The organism is Flexivirga sp. (assembly GCF_035551235.1).
In the GTDB taxonomy this organism is placed as follows: domain Bacteria; phylum Actinomycetota; class Actinomycetes; order Actinomycetales; family Dermatophilaceae; genus Flexivirga.
Map to the genome: position 1 here is coordinate 79,455 of NZ_DASZNO010000030.1, position 19,735 is coordinate 99,189.

Sequence of the window (19,735 nt, forward strand, 5' to 3'; positions counted from 1 at the left end):
ATACAGGTATGTCCCGCGGCACGGGCTCGCGGGTTAGGCTCGCGCTCGTGCCTGTGCCCACTCGCCTGACCTCACCCAGCCGCGGCGAGGAGCCCGCGGCGCTCGCGACCGAGATCATCGGCGGGCCGACGGGTCGCTTCGCGGCGGTCGGCCGCCGTGGCTGGACGTATGCCGCCGCGATGCTGTCGGCGCTCGCATCGGTGCTGATCGCGCTCGGCGTGCTGCAGAAGAACCACTGCGTGCGCGACGGCTGGGGTTCGCCGGGTGCGCTGTGGCGGGCCTGTTACTCCGACCTGCCGGTCGGCTCGGGTGGCCCGAAGGGCGGCACGCCGTGGAGCGCCGGCGGCGCCGGGCACAACCAGCCGGTGCTCACCGCGATCCTGGACTGGCTGGTCAAGCAGCTGACGCCGGGCGGCAACGCGCTGGCCACCCAGCAGGTCTACTTCGCGATCGGCACCGTGATCATCGTGCTGCTGATCGCGCTCACCACCCTCGCCACCGCGTCGATGCTGCGCGACACCCCGTGGCTGGCCGCGCACGTCGCGCTCAGCCCGGTGCTGATCACCGCGGCGCTGGTGTCGTTCGACGTCTTGGGTGTCGCCCTCGCAACCGTCGGTATGGCGCTCTGGGCGCGCCGGCACCCGGTCGCGGCAGGCCTGTGCCTGGGCGCTGCGGTGATGGCGCGGACCTACCCGCTGGTGCTGATCGGCGCGATCGTCCTGATGGCGCTGCGCGACGGCGCCCGGGAGCCGCTCGCACGTTTCCTCGCCGGTGCGGCCGGCGCGATCGTCGTCTGCTTCGGACTGGCCTACGCGATGGGCGGTGACCCGCTGGAGGTCTACCGCGGCTGGTGGGACCAGGCCCCCGGCTACGGCTCGCCGATGTACCTGCTGACGGTTGCGCACCACGCGCTGCCGGCCGCGTCCGCGTCGATCATCGCGGTGCTGGGGTGGGTGGTCGCGTTCCTGCTCGGCCTCTACCTGAGTGGCCGGCCCGCCATACGCACGCAGCTCGCGCCGCTCGCGCTGACGATGCTGGTGATCGTGATGGTCACGGGCAAGTCGATGTCGGTGCAGAGCTGCCTGTGGGTGCTGCCGCTGATGGCGCTGGTCGCGCTGCGGTGGCGCGAGCACCTGCTGTGGGCGGGCGCGGAGATCGTCTACTTCGTGATGACCTGGATGTTCATCGCGGGCCCGAGCAACACCGCGAAGGCGATGCCGGGCGCGGCATACGCCTTCTTCCTGCTGATCCGGATGATCGCGTATGTCGGGATCGCATGGGCGTCATGGGAGACGTCGGAGGACCTGCCCCGTGACCCGGCCGACCCCTATGCCCCGCCGACCACCGACGGCTGGGCGCAGGTCGAGCCCGTGCCGGCGAATGACCGATTAACGCCGGACGCCGGTTGACCGATAAACTCGGCCGCGGCCCGAGCCACCGCCCCCGTATGTCGGGGGTTGGCGGCATACTCGCGGAGACACCGGAAGTGGTGCGACCGGGGTGTGGGCCACGCTGCAACCCTCCTGTCACGGAGACACCGTGACCGCTTGAGACCGAAGGAGGTGGGTTAACGCATGCGTCAGTACGAATTGATGATCATCATCGACCCCGAGCTCGACGAGCGCACAGTCCAGCCCACGCTGGACAAGTTGCTCAAGGTCGTGACCACCGATGGCGGCAAGATCGACAACACCGAGATCTGGGGTCGTCGCCGTCTTGCATACGACATCAAGAAGAAGTCCGAGGGCATCTACGCCGTTGTGACGATGACCGCCGAGTCGGCTACCGCCAAGGAGCTCGACCGCCAGCTGTCACTCAACGAGCAGATCATGCGCACCAAGCTGCTGCGCGTGGACGCCTGAGGCTCGCAACCTAGCAAGGGAGTTCCGACATGGCCGCAGGCGACACCGTCATCACAGTCATCGGCAACCTGACCCAGGACCCGGAGTTGCGGTTCACGCCGTCCGGGGCAGCCGTCGCCAACTTCACCGTTGCGTCGACGCCGCGATTCATGGATCGGCAGACCAATGAGTGGAAGGACGGCGAGACGCTGTTCATGCGCTGCTCGGTATGGCGAGAGGCGGCCGAGAACGTCGCCGAGTCGCTGACCCGCGGTGCACGCGTGATCGTGTCCGGTCGCTTGAAGTCCCGTTCGTGGGACGACAAGGAGACCGGTCAGAAGCGCACCACCATGGAGCTGGACGTCGACGAGGTCGGCCCGTCCCTGCGTTACGCAACCGCGAAGGTCAACAAGACCCAGCGCGGCGGCGGCGGAGGTCAGGGTGGCTTCGGCGGTGGCGGCCAGCAAGGTGGCGGCTTCGGCGGCAACTCCGGCGGCCAGCAGGGCGGCTTCGGTGGCGGACAGCAGTCCGACCCGTGGGCGACCGGCGGCCAGGGCGGCCAGCAGGGCGGGGGCCAGCCGGCCCCGCAGCCCGGTGGCGGCCAACAGGGTGGCGGTTGGAGCACCGGCCCGTCATACGACGAGCCGCCGTTCTAACGTCGGCCCACACAACAACACGTTCCACCCCATCCCGAGTCTCGACTCGGGCTCTCGATGAAGAAGGAGAGCACCACGATGGCTAAGCCCGTCATTCGCAAGCCCAAGAAGAAGGCCAACCCGCTGAAGTTGGCGAAGGTCGAAACGATCGACTACAAGGACGTTGCGTTGCTGCGCAAGTTCATCAGCGACCGTGGCAAGATCCGCGCGCGTCGGGTCACCGGCGTCTCCGTGCAGGAGCAGCGACTGATCGCCACCGCGGTCAAGAACGCCCGCGAGATGGCCCTGCTGCCCTACTCGTCCTCGGCTCGCTGAAAGAAGTAACGCTATGAAGATCATCCTGACCCATGAGGTCGCCACTCTCGGCGCTCCTGGCGACGTGGTCGAGGTCAAGGACGGCTACGCCCGTAACTACCTCCTGCCGCGCCACCTGGCCACGCCGTGGACCAAGGGCGGCCAGAAGCAGGTCGACGCGATCACCAAGGCACGGGCCACCCGTGCGGTGCAGTCGCTCGAGCAGGCCAAGTCCCTGAAGGGCAACCTGGAGTCCGCGGTCGTGCAGGTTCCTGCGCGCGCCGGTGCCTCCGGTCGTCTCTTCGGAGCGGTCACCACCGCCGAGATCGCCGACGCCGTCAAGGCGTCCGGTGCCGGCACGATCGACCGCCGTACCGTTCAGGTCTCGGCGCCGATCCGGAACCTCGGCGCCCACCAGGTCAGCGTCAAGCTGCACCCGGAGGTCGAGGCCACCGTCAAGCTGGACGTCGTCGCCGCCAAGTGACGCACGTCGTCTGACGTAACACCGCGAGAGCCGGTCATCCCTCTGGGGTGACCGGCTCTTGTGCGCGGCATCGCGATCGTGGGGGGTTGCGTACATAACCGGCAACGGTCGGCACTTCGGGACGCGGTATGGCGGGGTGGGCGTTCTTTTGTGACGACGGTCGGCACTTCGGGACGCCGACGCCGCGCCATACCTCAGGCGCCGGTCACCATCCACCGGCCGGAGCGGGCGCGCAGCCCGAGACCGATCAGCCGGAAGAGCATGAACCCGGTGAACGCCCACCAGAGCATCAGCAGCGCATGGCTCGGACCGCCGGCGCGCAACGTCGCCGCGTGCGCGTGCACCAGCCAGAGCAACGGCAGGTATGCCGCGACCGCCGCCACCTGCAGCCAGGCGAGCGCGGGCCCGTCGCCGGCCCCGATCAGCACACCGTCCAGCACGAAGACCAGCCCGGCGATCGGCTGTCCGAGCGCGACGACCAGCAGCGCGACCGAGAGCGCATCGCGCACCGATCCGTCACCGGTGAACAGCAGCGGCAGCACGGTGTGGACCGCTGCGATGATGACACCGAGTGCGACGCCCATCCAGAAGCCCCACCAGAGCATCAGTCGGGTCGCCGCGCGGGTGCCCTCCAGGTCGCGTGCGCCGAGGGTGCGGCCGGTGATCGCCTGCGCAGCGATGGCGAGCGCGTCGAGGGCGAAGGCCAGGAATCCGAAGATCGTCATCGCGACCTGGTGGGCGGCGAGCGGCACGTCGCCGAGCTCGGCGGCCGCCCAGGTGCTGGCCAGCATCGCGGCACGCAGCGCCAGGGTGCGTACGAGCAGCGGCACGCCGAACCGGGCGACGGCCAACACCCGGCCGGGGTGCGGTCGCAGGCTCGCGCCGAGTCGTCGGGCGCGTCGCAGCACAACCGCGAGAAGCCCTGCGGCCAAACCGGATTGGGCGATCACCGTGCCGAGTGCGGAGCCGGCGATGCCGAGCCCTGCGCCATACACGAGGAGGAGGTTGAGCAGCAGGTTCGCCACGAAGCCGGTGGTGGCTCCGATCAGGGGCGTGCGGGTGTCCTGGAAGCCGCGGAGCACTCCGGTGGCGGCGAGCACCGCGAGCATTCCGGGTATGCCGAACGCGCTGATCCGCAGGTAGATGGTCGCTTCGTCGGCGACCGCGGGCGAGGCGCCGAAGAGGTCGCAGATCGGTGCGGCGAAGATCGCGACCACCACGGTCGTGACGGCGCCCAGGAGTAGCGACAGCCAGATGCCGTCGACGCCCGCGCCGACCGCGGCGGAGTCCTGTCCCGCGCCGAGTCGGCGGGCGACCAGGGCGGTCGTGCCGTAGGCCAGGAAGACGTAGATGTTGGCGGCCGTCAGTAGCGCGGCGCTGGCGACACCGAGGCCGGCGAGCTGGTCGGTGCCGAGGTGGCCGATGATCGCCGAATCGGCCAGCAGGAAGAGGGGTTCGGCGACGAGCGCGAGGAAGGCCGGAACTGCCAGCGCGAGGATCTGCCGATGTGTCGAGGCCGGCGCGGCGCTCGGCTGCGACGGGGGACTGGCGGGCACGTCCTTCAGCGTACGGTGCGCCGTTCGTCATACCGCTGACGAGGCTCCGGTTGACGAGAACGTAAGACACATCTCGGATGGTGAGATACGCGCGTCTCATCCAGGGATGTGTTCCGCGTGAGCATTGAGGCGCTGTGCCGGATCCGCGCGAAGGCCGTCGAACCGCGCAACGCCGCGGAATATTACGGAATGATCACGGCCCGCGCGCGTGCGCGCGAGGCGCTGGCGCCGGACAGACTGCTGAACGGTTGTCCACAGATATTGCGGAACGACTTTGGGGAGGCCGTCCGATGCGTCATAGTCAGTGACCGTGCCACCGGCTTCGGGGAGTCGAGTGCACAACGTGGGTGGGGTGATCGATCCCGGGGCAACGGCGCCCGAACCCGCTTGTCATTGCAGTCCATTTTGAAGGGTCCCTTGATTCATGGGTTCGTACTCCCCGCGTCACCTGAAGCGTGAGCCGAAAGTTCTGAACAAGGTCGGTCGCCGAGGCATTGCAGCCGCCGCTGCCGGCGCCGTCGTCGTACCGCTGGTCAGCATGGAGACCGCCTCGGCGGCTCCGAGCGCCGGTCTGGTGCAGGCAAGTGCCGTGCAAGCCGCCGGACATGTCCCGGCTCTTGGTCACGTCGCCGCACGTGCGTATGTCGGTCCGACCGTCCGCTGGGGCTCCCGCGGCACCGCTGTGCAGACCGTCCAGCGCAAGCTGCACGGTCTCGCGGTCGACGGCATCTTCGGCCCGCGCACCAACGCGAAGGTCAGGTCGTTCCAGCGCGCACACCGCCTCGTCGTCGATGGCATCGTCGGCCCCCACACCTGGCGTGCGCTGGGTGGCTACTCGGCGGGTTCCTCATCGCCGGCTCCCACGTCCAGCTCGTCCATCGTGTCGATCGCGATGAGCCTGCGTGGCACGCCATACGTCTACGGCGGCGCGTCGCGCTCGGGCTTCGACTGCTCGGGCTTCACGCAGTACGTCTACCGCCAGGCCGGCAAGAGCATCCCGCGCACGGCGTCGGCGCAGGCCGCCGCTGCCTACCGTGTCTCCAACCCGCGTCCGGGCGACCTGATGTTCTGGGGGAACCCGGCATACCACGCCGGCATCTACCTCGGTAACGGCAAGATGATCGCCGCGCGCCGTCCCGGCACCGTGGTCAGCGTCCAGAGCGTCTGGGGCAGCCCCTACTACGGCCGTATCTGATCGCAGCGCTCTGCGCGCTCACGAATGAGCCCCGTCGGCCCTTGCGGCCGGCGGGGCTTCTCGCTGCCCAGACGTCGCCGGACGTCGCCGTACGGCGCGCGAACGCGCCTGTGCGACAACGGGATGCGGCTCCGCACGCGCGGATCCGGTGGACGTCTGGCAGGATTGCGGCAGGCCCGTGGCGTGGAATTCCCCAGCCGCCCCGGAAGCCGGGCGAGGTGAAACCCGCCGACCGTCTCAGAATGCGAGATTTTGGAGAAAAAGTTTCGATTCGGCGTGTCGTTCGAACGATTTTGCCGGCGCGAGTGCTACAAGCGGCCCTCGAGCCGCCGGGATCGTTGAAATTGCAACACTAGGACACACCAGCTCCGCCAGCCCCGCCAATTCACTTGAGTCACACAAGTCACAGGGGTCACCTGGGCCCATCCGTGCCCACATTTCGCGCCTTTCACAGACTTCTGGGCCCCGGCATAGTCATTGCTCGTGCACCGCCTTCTTCGGGGAAGGAGTAAGGCGACATCGGGGGATGCCACGGCACACGTGGCATCCCCTGCGCGCGTTTCTGGACTGGACGAGCACCGAGAGGGTCACATGACCACGATTACTACTCCGAGACATCGCAAACCACGGCCTGGGCTGTCTGCCAAGGTCGCCCCGGCGATCACCTCCCGCAAGGGGTTGGTGGTGACCGGAACGCTGCTCAGCGTCCCGGCCACCGCTGCCAGCCTCGTGCAGGCCGCTCCGTCGTATGCCGATCCCGGCAGCGGCACGAGCGGAGTGTCAGGGCAGAGCAGCGGCTCAATGACGACCGGCGTGCGCGCCGCGTCGCCGAGCACCGTGGTTTACCTGCGCTACGGATCCACAGGCAGCTATGTCAAAACCGTGCAGCAGCGGCTGGGCGGACTGGCGGTCGACGGCATCTTCGGGACGCGGACGCTGGCGAAGGTGAAGGCCTTCCAGCAGACGCATCACCTGGCTGTCGACGGCATCGTCGGTCCGTTGACCTGGAACGCCCTCGGTGGCTTCCCGGGCTCGACGCCGCCACCGCCGACAACACCGTCCTGTCAGGTCACCGTGCTGCGATACGGCGCCAGCGGGTCCCTGGTGTCGAGCGCCCAGAGCAAACTGGGCGGGATCGCGGTGGACGGCGTCTTCGGCGCGGCCACGCTCTCCCGGGTGAAGTCGTTCCAGAGCAGCAAGGGCCTCGTCGCGGACGGCATCATCGGTCCGCTGACGTGGAATGCGCTGGGCGGCTTCCCGTGCGGCACGCCGGCACCGACGCCGCCTCCGCCGTCGAGCGGTCAGGGCCTGTCCGCGGTCGTCTCGATCGCGGAGAAGTACCTGGGCGTGCCCTACGTCTGGGGCGGCTCGTACCCCTCGCAGGGCTTCGACTGCTCGGGGCTCACGTCATACGTCTACAAGCAGGCCGGTCTCTACATCCCCCGGACGGCCAGCCAGCAGCAGGCGTACATGAAGCGGACCTACAACCCGCAGCCGGGCGACCTGGTCTTCTTCGGCTCCCCGGCGTATCACGTGGGCATCTACGTGAGCCCGGGAATGATGATCGCGGCACCGAAGCCCGGTGACGTCGTCAAGAAGCAGACGATCTGGACGACGCCGTCGGGCTACGGCACGTTGCGCTGATTCACCGGATCCGGTCCACGCGGCCACGGGCACTCACCGAGTGCCCGTGGCCGCTTCCATATGCCTGCGGGTCAAGCCCAACGAAGCGGGTCGAGTAGCGGCGGAGCGAAGCGGGGGAGCGTATCGAGACCGCTGCGTCTCGAGGTCGCGCCCGCAGCCTGTGGATAACGTCAGCGCCTGAAGCCCGAGATCGGGCATGATCTTGGAGTCGTATGCCGCACACGGGCGTTCTTGACCAAAGCTTTAAAGAGTGGGCTCACTTTCGCTCTGACGTGTCACCCATAATCACGGGGCACTCAGGTTCCACACAGGGGAGGGTTCAACCAATGCGCAGGACACGTGCCATGGGCGCTGCTGCGACGATGTTCGCCATTCTGGCAGCCGCAGGATGCGGCGGCGGTTCGAGTGGTGGCGGCGCGTCGTCGACGGCATCGCACTCGCCGAAGGGCATCGCATCCGGTGAGCCCGCGCCCCCGCAGAGTTCCACTGCTAGCTCGTCACCGGCCTCGAAGTCACCCACGACCAAGCCGACTCCAAAGCCCAGCGGCACGGCTGCCGGAGCTCCGGGCGTCCCCGGGTCGGCGCGGCAACACACGGAGGATGGCGCCAAGGCATTTGCCGCATATTTCTATTCGCGGATAAATCTGCTGTATCGCAAACCTGGCAAGGATTCTATTCGCGGACTCTACCAGGAATCATGCAAGCCGTGCCATGACTTCGAACAAGACGCCGCGGGAATGCGAAAGAATAAGCAGCACTTCGTAGATGATCAACTAAAGTATTCAGTACTTGACGCGACTCCCGTTCTAGGGACCGGGTATCACGTTATTTTCCGCTTGACTCAGAATTCGGCGAGATTGGTCGACGCGGGAGGAAAGGTCGTTGGTAAGACGCCGGCGAGCACGTCGAAGAGTGTCGTCCTTGCGCAATGGAATGACGGTAAGGGTTGGATAGTTCAGGACCTTCAAAGTGAGTAGCTTTCACATCGCGGCCACACTTATCGCTCCGCTGCTCACACTTCAACTCGGCGCTAGCCAACCTATGGAGGGTACGGGGTCCTCCGATCCGAACCCGCCGGTTCCGTGTGCGAAATGCCACGTCGACAAGAATCTCTATGCAGGTTTGACCGAAACCGAGACGAAGAACTTACCGCCGAAGGCAAAGGTTCCGGTCCGCTCGGGGGACAAAATCGTTGAGAAAGTGGCTTCGGTTGAGTATGCCGCGATGCCATCGTGCCCAGCCAACAACGATCCGGACGGAGATGAGGTCTGGTGCGATAGTTCCCAAAATGCTTGCAAGGGCGTTAAGAATGCAGAGGGCCCGCTCAGTCGAATCTTCATGCGTGCTACCAAGCCCAAAACGCCTCCTCAGCCCTGGAAACTCACCAAAATGTTGACGTGCTGGCCAACGGAGATTCCCGGCGGCAAGCCCAAGCTCACGGTGGCGATGATCAACTCTGAGTTTGTGAAGACGCCGTTTGCTCGGCCCCAGGTTAAGATGGAACCGGTCGGAAATAGGACGCTTGCTAACCTGCCCAATTTCTTCATGGCCGATTTCAGTGGAAAGGGATACGGCCCGGGGGAGGTTCGGGACCTTACGCTCCTGGGTCATTCCGTTAGGGTGCGTCCGACGCTTAAGTCCAACACCTTCCACTTCGGCGACGGATCATCGCTCGGGCCGACAGAGTCACGCGGCGGCGGCTACCCCGACGGTGACATTAAGCATGCCTACCTGAAGCGCGGCACGGTCAGCGCATCCGTCACGACGGTCTACGGGGGGCAATTCGCAGTCGACGGTGGTGAGTTCACCGACCTGCCCGGCACAGCGACGATCACTGGACCGGCACAGCCAATTCAGGTCCTCGAGGCGAAGGGCCGCCTCGTCCGGTAGCTCGGGCGCGAGGGGGGCGACCGCACGACCGGTCATCAAGGACCAGGGCTCGGTGACGAGGACACGCCAGGGGAACGGAGTCACCCATGTACAAAGTGAGCGGCATCGGCGCCGCTGTGGCGATTGCCGCAGCTATGGCGGTTTCGGGATGTAGTGACGGATCGACCACGCGCGCCAGCATGGCGAGCCCAACGCGGGCGAAGAATGACATCGTCTCCGGGAGGTCGACGCCCTCCAACGGCTTCACGGCGACGTCATCAAGCGCGTCAAGCTCCGCTTCGACCAAGGCGGCGCCCATGCCGCACCGTAGAGCGGCCGGTGCTCAACGCGTTCCGGAGCAAGCGAGGCAGCACACCACGGCGGGTGCCGTCGCCTTTGCGCGTCACTATTGGGACACGGTCAACCGAACAGCAGTGCGGCCCAAGGTCGGAGAACTGGACAAGCTTGCGTCCTCAAGCTGCAAAACCTGCAGGAACTTCGCCGAAACCGTGCGCACAAATGTCGAGAACGGATGGCGTTTCGATGGGCCAGAGGGAACGATCGCCGCGGCCGAGCCTCGTGGCGAGTCCGTGTGGATGAAGATCAATCCGATCGATGGTGCCCTGGTGAATCAAAACACTGGCGCACTCGTGAAGGACTACCCAACAGATGAACCATACGTCTGGGTTTTCTCGCTCGAATGGACGTCTCAGGGCTGGAAGGTGACATCGATGAGGGTCGCTGATGCGAGCCTATGGTGATCCGACGACAACCGCTGATAGATCGTTGGTTTGAAACTCGTCGCAAGCCGGCGCCTGGTGGAAGTGCGCCCGGTCGGGCCATGCGCTGAATCAGCCAAGGACTGATAGCTGTCACATGGAGGCGAATTTCGAAAGGTGGTTCCACTAATGAACAGACCGCTTGCGTTCGCAACGGCAGCGATTGTGCTCGTGACTTTGGCATCTGCGGGATGTGGTGGCGTATCGTCGACGATCTCACATTCCCCGAAGAGCGCCAGGTCCGACGAGCCCTTGCCCTCGCACAATCCGACCGTGGGTTCATCACTCACCTCGACGGCATCCACGACGAAGTCGACCACAAAGGCCACTGGAACGGCAGTCGGTGCGCCCGACGTCCCGGAGCCTGCTAGGCAGCACACCAACGGTGGGGCCAAGGCCTTCGCCAGATACTACATGTCGGTCCTGAACGATACGGACGCACATCCAAGAACCGGTGTGCTCAAACCGTTAGCGCTGGAGAGTTGTAAGAGCTGCAAAAATCATCAGAACGTCGTCCGTAAGCTGGTCGCCAGAAGTCTGAAGTTTAACCAGCGGCAGATGGCCGTTAAATACGTCTCCCTCAATGGCAGTTCTGAGCTCGCCACCTTTGTTGAGATTCGTGGGTATGTGCCCAAGGCGGATATAGTCGACAAGGATGGAAGACCAATCCAGTCCTTCCCCGAGGTTCGAGATCACGGCCTGATGTTCGAACTCAAGTGGACGTCTAATGGGTGGCGCGTAGCGACAATCAAGAATGTCCTTTAGTAGGAAAACTGCCGCCGCGGCACCCGACAGTGGCGCGGCGCGCCCCTTGCGCGAGGTGTGCGGGATGGAGCACATCGCTCAGCCGACTGTGGCGAGACGTGCATGACTTTCCCGGCACTGCGACCATCACGGGTCCCAGCCCATCCAGATCCTCGAAGCGACCGGTCGACTCGTGCGTTAAGTGGTCCGCACGGTACTGCCGGGAGCGGTCGACGATGCGATGTTTGACCCGTCCTGGGCGGAGCGAGACCTCCTCTTGGCGCAACCTTTACTGACTTGACCGTAACCACAACGTCGGCAACTCGCCGGCGCGGCAGGCCTGTGGGTAACTCTCGCCACGCAAGGGCAAAAACTATTTCTTGTGCACAGCGCGAAAAACGCATCGTCGCAGGTCAGAGGCCTGCAGCCGCGACCTTGCAGAAGATATCCACAGTCTTGTCCCCAGGGCGTGCACACGCCGAACGTCACATGTCCACACGTTCTCCACAGGTTGTCCGCAGGGCAATGCCGAGGGGGTTTGCGGGGCGCTCGGAAGGCGCCTAGCGTGGCCTCTTCGCGTGTCACGCACCCCAGTTGGAGTTCACTGTCACACCCTCGTGGTGCAGTTGACACATGTTCGAAAACGGTGGCAAGGAGAGCGTGCGTGGCGATTGCTGAACTTCCCCCGGACTACGCCGACGAAGGTGGCCACGGGGGCGGCATGGTCCCGCCACAAGACGTCCCGGCTGAGCAGTCGGTGCTCGGCAGCATGCTGCTGTCCAAGGACGCGATCGCCGACGCAGCAGAGTCGGTCGACGGACGCGATTTCTACCGTCCGGCACATGAGTCGATCTACGAAGCCATCATCGACCTCTACGGGCGCGGCGAGCCAGCCGACGCCATCACCGTTGCCGACGAGCTGACCAAGCGCGGCGAACTGAGCCGCATCGGCGGCCAGGCCTACCTCCACGAGCTGATCCAGGGCGTGCCGACCGCCGCCAACGCCGCCTACTACGCCGAAATCGTCGCCGAACGCGCCGTGCTGCGCCGCCTGGTCACTGCCGGCACCCGCATCGTGCAGATGGGGTATGCCGATGGCGGTGGCGACGTCGTCGATGTCATCAACGCCGCCCAGGCCGAGGTCTTCGGCGTCACCGCCGGCAAGGAGTCGGAGGACTACATCCGGCTCGGTGAGATCATCGCCGAGACCGCAGACGAGATCGACGCTGCCAGCAGCAGCAACGGCCAAATGACCGGTGTGCCAACAGGATTCACCGATCTCGATGCTCTCACCAACGGGCTGCACCCGGGGCAGATGATCGTCATTGCGGCCAGGCCGGCCGTCGGTAAGTCAACGATCGGATTGGACATAGCCCGAGCCTGCTCAATCAAGGCGGGTATGGCGTCGGCCGTCTTCTCGCTCGAAATGAGCAAGACCGAGATCGCCATGCGACTGCTGTCCGCGGAGGGCGGCATACAGCTGCAGCACATGCGCAAGGGCACGATGCGCGACGAGGACTGGACACGGCTGGCGACCACGATGGGCAAGGTGGCGGATGCGCCTTTGTTCATTGATGATTCGCCGAACATGTCGCTGATGGAGATCCGCTCCAAGTGCCGCCGGCTCAAGGAGCGCAACGACCTCAAGCTGGTGGTCATCGACTACCTGCAGCTGATGACGTCCGGCAAGCGCGTCGAGTCGCGCCAGCAGGAGGTGTCGGAGTTCTCCCGTGCGCTGAAGCTGCTGGCCAAGGAGATCAACGTACCGGTCATCGCGATCTCACAGCTCAACCGTGGACCCGAGCAGCGCACCGACAAGCGCCCGCAGATGTCCGACCTGCGTGAATCCGGATCGATCGAGCAGGACGCCGACATGGTGATCCTGCTGCACCGCGAGGACTCCTACGACCGCGAGTCCGAGCGCGCCGGCGAAGCAGACCTGATCGTCGCCAAGCACCGTAACGGCCCGACCGACACGATTACCGTCGCTTTCCAAGGCCACTATTCGCGCTTCACAAATATGGCGCAGAATTTCTAACCGACTGTCGAGATGCAGCCAAGATTAACCAAATGGATCTTGTAGTTAATCATTATCAGAAGTTATGAATTGGGATACTTCGGTACATGAAGTGTTATGAATGGGTGCAGCGATTCGATCTGAAGCTACTTCGCGTCGTCTCCACGCCGTTCGGGTGGGGCTGGCTTCGCCGAGGCCACTTCGGTGCCACCAGCGTCGATACCAAGATCCACGCGGGCTGCAGCGCGGAGATCGATGAGCGCCTGATCGAGCTCCGTGTACTTGTCCGACTCCCAGGACCACGCGTACCCCTCGGTCGCTGTCTGTAGCCGCTCGGCCGCCTCTCTGGTGCGTTGGGTGCCCACCAGGAGCAAAGCGTTGATCGATTCTCGAAGCGGACGGAAGTACGATTCAAGTTCCGGTCCGTCGAGGTAGTCGCTCGGAGTTTCCTTGCCTCTGTACTCGTCTTCCAGCGCGCGATCGCGGATCGCGGTTGCTGCATCGACGACGTGTGTTACCGCGTCTAGGCGCTCGGTGTAGCGATGCTCGGTGCGCTGGTCAGCAGCGGCGTCTGCTGCGAGTTGCTTCTGATGGGCGCGGTCAGCGTCCGCCATCAATCTCGCGTGACGGTTGGTGAGCAAGAACGTGACGAGACTGGCCGCTACGGGCACGACACTCGCTCCGAAGTACTTGATCAAATCTACGGTTTGGCTGCTCATAGCACGTCTCCACCCGGTGTCATTCGTTCAACTCAACGTGCGCTGTCGGCGATGACGTTCTGGTCGACAGTTGCCCGGGCGCGCTTGTAATCGCGACATGCAGACAGCGGGCCGGTCGATCGCGGCGCTCGGTTTCGAAGTCGGGTCTGCTTGGAGTCGTACGGAAGGTCATGGGCGCAAGGACGGCGTTTAGTGTTTCGGCTCGCCCAAGTCTAGGTCCCGGTCGACGGTAGTTGCCATGGCATCGACGAGCGGTTCCAGGCGAAGGATTTCGTCGCGGATCTCGCCGAGCGTTAGTGACGCTGACAGTTGCATCCGGGCACCGAAGAGGCACTCGCGATAGGCCGTGGTCGCCACGGCCATCCCGAAACCTTTGCCAAGCCACTCTTGGGCCCGCCAGCGGCGATCATCGCTTTCCAGTTCGCGCGATCAATCGTGTGACGGGGGTTGGCCGAAGTCTGCTGCCACGGCCAGTCCGGTCGTGGCTGTCCGTGTTCGTCGAACAGGCGGAGCAACAACTTCCAGTCGAACCCTTCCGAGGTGTCGACATCGCTCATCCGGAGGGCGATGACGGGCGCCGGTCCCTTTACACGGTCTCGGTAGGGCCGGTCTGTATCCGGGCGCCATTCGTAAGCGGTCATGCCCTCCTGGATCTCTACTTGAACGCGCAGGTTGCGGATCGCGGTAGGCGCCCAGAGTCTCAACACCCAGGTCCCGCCACCCGAGGACTGCACGATGTCGTGCGCAAGTTCCAAGTCGTCGAGGTGATGCGCCAGCCACGCAACCCGAGCGCGCAGCGCCAACTCCAGCGCGCTAGGTTCATCGGGCACGTCATTCCAGACGGTGTCGGCGTCCACTAAGGGCACCAGGAGGTCCAGCTGGTCCTCCTATGCCCGGGCTGTAGCTGCCCACCCATGGGTGATCGCTCTCCGCGTAGGCCGACAGCACGTCTTCCCAAGACAGTTCATCCCAACCCGGTGGAAAGTCGGCATTAACTGGCAGTGAGCTCAGGTGCAGGACGAATCTTCGCTGCGCTTGCGGGAACGCCGACGTGTACCGGGTGAGTTGGTCGAGCCCAAGGTCTGAAAGGACCTTCACTTCGATGGCGGCGATCTGCTGTCCGTTGCGGCTGAGCAGCAGGTCAAGCCGGTCTGACTTCGTTGATGTCTGTCCAGAGACGGCGACCTCGCGGCGCACCGGGTCTGGCACCACCCCGATGAGACGACCGATGGGAGCAGGGTCTGTCATTATCAGGGACGCGAGCAGATCGCTCCACCGATTCTCCTGCCCCCCGGGATTACAAAGCGCAGGTCAGGTTTGCGTGTCTGACTCATGCCGGGTTCCGGCTATTGGTCAAAAGCTCCAAAGTCTCCTTGGCCAATGTCGGACAGTGCTCCCAGCAGGCAACTCGTATCGACGGCCGGATGTTTCCAATGAAATGGGCGACGCCCACGCCCAACATCTGCTCATCGAGTTGCTGCGAGTGTGGCTCGGGCATAGCGCACATCCTGGCAGCCTCGTGGTCGGGATGGGAGCTGTTCGTTGCGATAGGTGCGCTTGTGCCGCCTTGTTGTCGCGGTGCACGACGTAGGGGACGAACCTCAGCGCCTCCCCGTGTGTTCAGGTTTCTAAGGTCCCGAACGAAGCACGCCGCGCTTGCGTATGGTGACACTCGGCAAGCAGCGGACATCAGAGGAGGATGCTCAGCTCAATGAGTGACCGATTTTTGGGCTCGTGCCGCGAGCTTCCATTTGATGGCGTCACCCCGAGTGCGGACGCCCTCCGCGCCATGTCCGTCTTAGGCCTCGACGCAGTCTGTGAAAAGGTCGATGGCTTCAAGGCAGCCCTAGCGGCTGCTCTTTGGCACGACAGCTATCTTTACGAGCACCAGCGGGACGCGCCAAATCTCACGCGCGGGGTCCTCCGGGCTCTAGAGACACTCGGTGGATCATGGCTTTCGCGCGAACTAGCTGTCACCGTCGTTCAAGCCAGGCACGACGACAGACCGGGAGCGATCAGCAGTACGGTTGCCGGATCGCGGGTGGCATTCGCCCAACATGTCGCGGCCAATGAGGACTGGGTTCGTGCCTGCGGACAGTTCGGCGGATCTTTGGCTGATAGGAAGCCTGCTCGGGTCCTGAACACGGTGTACCACCAAGTGGCAGGTCTGCTGTGCATCGTTGGAGCGGAAGAGGATCTGCGCCGACACTTGGCTAATGCGCTGCTGTGCTCGATCTCTGAAGCAGGCGCCGGCACGGACTGGATGACCCTCCTGGACCAGGTCGCGACAGCGGACAGGAATGCGATCAGGTGGACGTTTGATGCCGCAGGGCCCAATCACGGCCAAACGTTCTTGGCGACGTGTTCTAGTGGAGCACGGAGCGTCTCCGCCAGCGGTACCAGCAAGAAGGCGGCGCGCTTGCACGCCGCTGAACGGATGATCCGTGAGCATTTCCCGCACGTACTGAACGCGGCACCTTCCCGGGCCCCGGCCCCGCGGCCGGCGCTGTCGGTGCCGCGCACGCAACACGCTGAGTTTCTGGGCGTCGTCGACAGCCTGCCGCGCATGTTCGGACTCTCCGAGAGTTCCAAGCCACAGCTCGCGCAGGCCTTCGTCCACGCATCGTGGGCCTACGAGAATCGGTCCGAGATGACCCGCGCGCGGCAGCGCGACAACGGTGTCCTCGGATTCGTTGGCTCCCAGATACTCAACTACGAGGTCTCTCTTGCAGAGACGCTCGAAGTGATTCGGAACGCGCTGGCCGACTATGCCCATCTCACCTCGGAACGCCGAACCGATGTGGAGGCGATGCGCCTGCTCGGCTTGGACGGCGCCATCTTGCTCGGCCGTGGCCAACGCCTTCACGGTCTGCCCGACGAAATCGTCTCCTCGGCGTTTCAAGCCCTGGCGGCGGCAGTGCACATGGCGTTGGGTCACCCGCGTTCACTCCTGGAGCATTGGCCGGATGCCTACCCATGGACGGCGGTCGCTGACTTGATTGCGCCAGGCGTTGGACGACCTCGAGACGCGATCACACGCGTGCAGGAGTTTGCTGCTGCGAGCGGGCTGGTCAGCGCATATTCGTTCGACCGGGCCGGGCCTGACCACAACGTCCAGTACACCGCCCAGCTTGTATTGGAGAGCGCAGTATTGAGGCGCCGCCTCAAGGTGACTGGCAAGCCGTGCCCATCTAAGACCGCTGCAAAGCACGACGCATCGGAACTCGCGGTCCGTTGGATCGACGCGTTGAACCATGGTGAGGCGCTCGATCGGATCGCTGGGCGGTCTGCGTCAGACCTCGCCGGAGCGATCTTCCTCTTGTCCCACCTGTGCGAGTCGGCGGCACTCCAACCGAAAGTGTCAACATCTTGGCGTCGATTCGGACTCCTGGGATCGGCGACTCAAGACACTGCTCTGACATCCTGGGCGGCCGCGGCCGACCGGATCCTGACCCGTCAGAAAAAGGTGCAACTCGATGTCGAGGGTTTGACCGCATACTTCCGCGACGTGGCCAACGCTGCAGACAGCGCGCTGGTTCTATCCTCTCCTCTTAACTCAATCCTTGACTGGATCGCCGGGCTGGATCCTCAAGAGGGGATCGGTGAGCATCAGGAGAGGCGATTGGTCGCCCTGGCCGCCGCGTATCGAGCACTCGGGAGCGACCAGCAAGAGGTCTCGTTAACCGAAACACTCGAAGGTCAGATCCTGCTGTCTCGCGGCCGGCTGCGGATTGACCTCCCGGCGAACATAGGCAAGGTTCCGGCCCTCATCATCGCCGCCATCGAAGCACTGCTTGCGGTCATGAATGCAGATCGCCGAACTGCGCTAATCCAGCTGGACGAGACTGGCGAACTCATCATGAGCCCGAAGCCCGTTACCGGAGATCCGCCACCACTAGAAGACATTGTCGCGCTATGGAGCTCACTGGGAATCGAGATGCAGCTGAACTCGAGCACAGGCCGCGTCTCGGTACATATTGGTGCCCGCCAGCAGGAATCCCATGGACCGATCGAAACCGCTCTCATGGCTGCCTCAACGCCGCAACCGTCTGCGTTGGCCGCTGCGATGGCGGACCTTCTCCACGACGTCAAGAACCAAGTTGCCGCAGCTAAAGCCCTCGCCACCACACTCAACACGGGCAGTCGAACCTCCAGACTCGAGAAGCAGCTGGCAGTGAGCCGACACGTCGACCAGGCAGCCGCGCTGGGCGAGCGGATCCGGGCAGCCTCCGACTTGCTGGGGCCAAGCGCTGCTCCCGGGGAGGCGACTCCGCTTGCGGACTTCCTTCGCCGCTACGCCTCAGCGATGATCGTTGGGCTACCGGCGTCGGTGTCCCTATCGATCGGCGCGGCTGGTGACGAGATGCACGTGGCCATGAGCGAACCGGCGTTGATAGCCGTCCTCGATAACTTGATCAAGAACGCCGTGGAGGCCATGCATGATGGTGGTCACGTGACGCTGGAGTGGGCTTGCGACCAGAAGTTTGCCGTGGTTGAGGTAACTGACGACGGCCCTGGCTTGCCCGAGTCTGTCCGTGAGGCATTGGAGTCTGGCGGCCGGATCCGGAGCACAAAAGCTGGCGGGAATGGGCTCGGTCTCCTCGGGGTTCGTTCGATGCTCCGCGGCATCGGAGGAGATTTTGAACCCGCCCGCGTTGATAGTGGCACTACATGGCATCTCACGATCCCGATTGCGGAAGTGGCCAAGGCATGATGCTGCACCGCTTTCGCGTTCTCGTCGCTGATGACCAGCGTGACGTGGCGGTCACCCTGACAGCCGGCTTACGTGCCACCGGCGCGACGTTGACATACACCACCGATGGTGCTTCTGCCCTCCAACAGGTCCGATCCGGCGGGATCGATCTGCTGATACTAGATATGAAAATGCCGCCTAACGACTGGGGCGGCCTATGGGTCCTGGCTCAGATGAGAGATTTGGGCCTAACAGTCCCCGTCATTGTCCTCTCGGGCGAGGGAGGCCAACGACAGACAATCGAAGCCATGCGCCTTGGCGCGGGTGACTGGGTCGACAAGGGCCACGCGGCAGCCGAATTGGTCGACCGATGCGCCGAGTTGTTCGCGGCAGTCGACGAGGAGGTGCTCGAGACCGCCGCTCGAAAGCTGCCCAGTCCAATCGCGCATCAGTTTGGACGGTACACGGCCGCGCCCAAACGAGACACGTCCGCGCAGGATGGGCTACGAGCGCTTGAAGACACGATCAAGTTCGCTGCGTTCCTGGCACTGGCCGACCGCTCCCCGGAGGCACGCGGCATCCGAGGGATCCAAGCAACCCATTTCGCCAGGCCCAGCATGGGGACCTGGGCCAACGTTGCCCGCTCGCTTGGCGACGAGGTTCGTAGTGACAGTCTCGCTGCAACTTGGTTGGCCGCCTTGGTCCCCGAGCCCAAGTCTTTCAGCGAAATCCAAAACCTTGTCGCACTTCGCAACGACATCGCGCACGGCGGACACGAACCTTCTGCGGAGGATGATGCCCGCCTTCGCGCGCACCTAGTGACTGTGGCTCACCGACTCACGACATCTTGGCCTGGGCAGCTCCACGTTGCGACTTCGATGGACTACGACGGCTCTTCCTTCGAGGTCCACACGAAGTTGCATATGGGCACATCCGAACCTGGTCACTGCGCCTTCGATTCACAGACCCCGGTGCGAACCGGAGACGTCTTCGTGGTCGACGTGGATGGCCAGCCGCTGTCGCTTTCACCGTGGATCGAGTTGGTTAACGTTGAGGGACGGGACGCGCTTGCGGTATATGACTCCGTACAGCTCCCGAGGAAGCAAACCAGCAGAGAGACGCCGCTCCAATACGCCGAACCAATCACGCGGTCGCGCGGTTTGTCGGCTAGTGATCCGGAAGCGATTTGGTCACGAATTCGGCACCACGTCGAGCAAGCCTGACCGCACTCTGCTCGTCGGTTA

17 protein-coding genes are annotated in these 19,735 nt (G+C 64.4%); 14 read left to right on the forward strand and 3 right to left on the reverse strand.

From position 1 onward, the window contains the following. The first annotated feature begins 47 nt into the window (after nt 1-47). From VG502_RS10550 to rplI, 5 genes are all read left to right on the forward strand, one after another. Entirely contained in the window at nt 48-1,409 is a 1,362-nt protein-coding gene (locus tag VG502_RS10550; RefSeq protein ID WP_325550004.1) for a hypothetical protein, read from the forward strand. A gap of 165 nt (nt 1,410-1,574) precedes the next feature. Then, nucleotides 1,575-1,862, forward strand: a complete 288-nt coding sequence (gene rpsF / locus VG502_RS10555; protein WP_325550005.1) for a 30S ribosomal protein S6 — start codon at nt 1,575-1,577, stop codon at nt 1,860-1,862. Nucleotides 1,863-1,891: 29 nt separating this feature from the next. Next, nucleotides 1,892-2,497 carry a single-stranded DNA-binding protein gene (locus tag VG502_RS10560; RefSeq protein WP_325550006.1) on the forward strand — a complete coding sequence of 202 codons (606 nt, stop codon included), beginning with the start codon at nt 1,892-1,894 and terminating at the stop codon, nt 2,495-2,497. Between the two features lie 78 nt (nt 2,498-2,575). Continuing rightward, the gene (rpsR, locus tag VG502_RS10565) at nt 2,576-2,812 is read left to right on the forward strand and encodes a 30S ribosomal protein S18 (protein ID WP_123272507.1); all 237 of its coding nucleotides are present in this window, start codon (nt 2,576-2,578) and stop codon (nt 2,810-2,812) included. A 13-nt stretch (nt 2,813-2,825) separates the two neighbouring features. Further along, nucleotides 2,826-3,275: a 50S ribosomal protein L9 gene (gene rplI / locus VG502_RS10570; protein WP_325550007.1), complete on the forward strand. Its 450-nt coding sequence runs from the start codon at nt 2,826-2,828 to the stop codon at nt 3,273-3,275. A gap of 194 nt (nt 3,276-3,469) precedes the next feature. On the opposite strand, the gene VG502_RS10575 is transcribed toward rplI, so the two are convergent. Then, nucleotides 3,470-4,831 carry an MATE family efflux transporter gene (locus tag VG502_RS10575; protein WP_325550008.1) on the reverse strand — a complete coding sequence of 454 codons (1,362 nt, stop codon included), beginning with the start codon at nt 4,829-4,831 and terminating at the stop codon, nt 3,470-3,472. A gap of 424 nt (nt 4,832-5,255) precedes the next feature. Between VG502_RS10575 and VG502_RS10580 the strand changes: the two genes are divergently transcribed. From VG502_RS10580 to dnaB, 7 genes are all read left to right on the forward strand, one after another. Beyond that, nucleotides 5,256-6,026 (forward strand): C40 family peptidase, encoded by a 771-nt coding sequence (locus VG502_RS10580; RefSeq protein WP_325550009.1) that lies wholly within the window; start codon nt 5,256-5,258, stop codon nt 6,024-6,026. A 684-nt stretch (nt 6,027-6,710) separates the two neighbouring features. After that, the gene (locus VG502_RS10585; protein WP_325550010.1) at nt 6,711-7,670 is read left to right on the forward strand and encodes a C40 family peptidase; all 960 of its coding nucleotides are present in this window, start codon (nt 6,711-6,713) and stop codon (nt 7,668-7,670) included. Nucleotides 7,671-8,032: 362 nt separating this feature from the next. Continuing rightward, a complete protein-coding gene (locus VG502_RS21840; protein ID WP_414655734.1) occupies nt 8,033-8,647 on the forward strand; it encodes a DUF6318 family protein in 615 nt (204 codons plus the stop codon). 145 nt (nt 8,648-8,792) lie between these two features. Further along, a complete protein-coding gene (locus VG502_RS10590; protein WP_325550011.1) occupies nt 8,793-9,560 on the forward strand; it encodes a hypothetical protein in 768 nt (255 codons plus the stop codon). Nucleotides 9,561-9,646: 86 nt separating this feature from the next. Next, nucleotides 9,647-10,300 carry a DUF6318 family protein gene (locus VG502_RS10595; RefSeq protein ID WP_325550012.1) on the forward strand — a complete coding sequence of 218 codons (654 nt, stop codon included), beginning with the start codon at nt 9,647-9,649 and terminating at the stop codon, nt 10,298-10,300. 291 nt (nt 10,301-10,591) lie between these two features. Then, the gene (locus VG502_RS10600; protein ID WP_325550013.1) at nt 10,592-11,083 is read left to right on the forward strand and encodes a DUF6318 family protein; all 492 of its coding nucleotides are present in this window, start codon (nt 10,592-10,594) and stop codon (nt 11,081-11,083) included. Nucleotides 11,084-11,726: 643 nt separating this feature from the next. Next, nucleotides 11,727-13,100, forward strand: a complete 1,374-nt coding sequence (gene dnaB, locus VG502_RS10605) for a replicative DNA helicase (protein ID WP_414655730.1) — start codon at nt 11,727-11,729, stop codon at nt 13,098-13,100. A 125-nt stretch (nt 13,101-13,225) separates the two neighbouring features. Here dnaB and VG502_RS10610 read toward each other — a convergent pair whose 3' ends face one another. Together VG502_RS10610 and VG502_RS10615 are read right to left on the reverse strand one after the other, a co-directional pair. Further along, complete coding sequence (locus VG502_RS10610) at nt 13,226-13,798, reverse strand: hypothetical protein (protein WP_325550014.1); 573 nt, start codon at nt 13,796-13,798, stop codon at nt 13,226-13,228. Nucleotides 13,799-14,091: 293 nt separating this feature from the next. Continuing rightward, nucleotides 14,092-14,655: a hypothetical protein gene (locus VG502_RS10615; protein WP_325550015.1), complete on the reverse strand. Its 564-nt coding sequence runs from the start codon at nt 14,653-14,655 to the stop codon at nt 14,092-14,094. Between the two features lie 854 nt (nt 14,656-15,509). Here VG502_RS10615 and VG502_RS10620 point away from each other — a divergent pair. Then, nucleotides 15,510-18,512, forward strand: coding sequence for an ATP-binding protein (locus tag VG502_RS10620; RefSeq protein ID WP_325550016.1), 3,003 nt, complete (start codon nt 15,510-15,512; stop codon nt 18,510-18,512). Beyond that, nucleotides 18,509-19,714 carry a response regulator transcription factor gene (locus tag VG502_RS10625; protein WP_325550017.1) on the forward strand — a complete coding sequence of 402 codons (1,206 nt, stop codon included), beginning with the start codon at nt 18,509-18,511 and terminating at the stop codon, nt 19,712-19,714. The genes VG502_RS10620 and VG502_RS10625 overlap by 4 nt, the downstream gene beginning before the upstream one ends. The last annotated feature ends 21 nt before the right edge of the window (nt 19,715-19,735 follow it).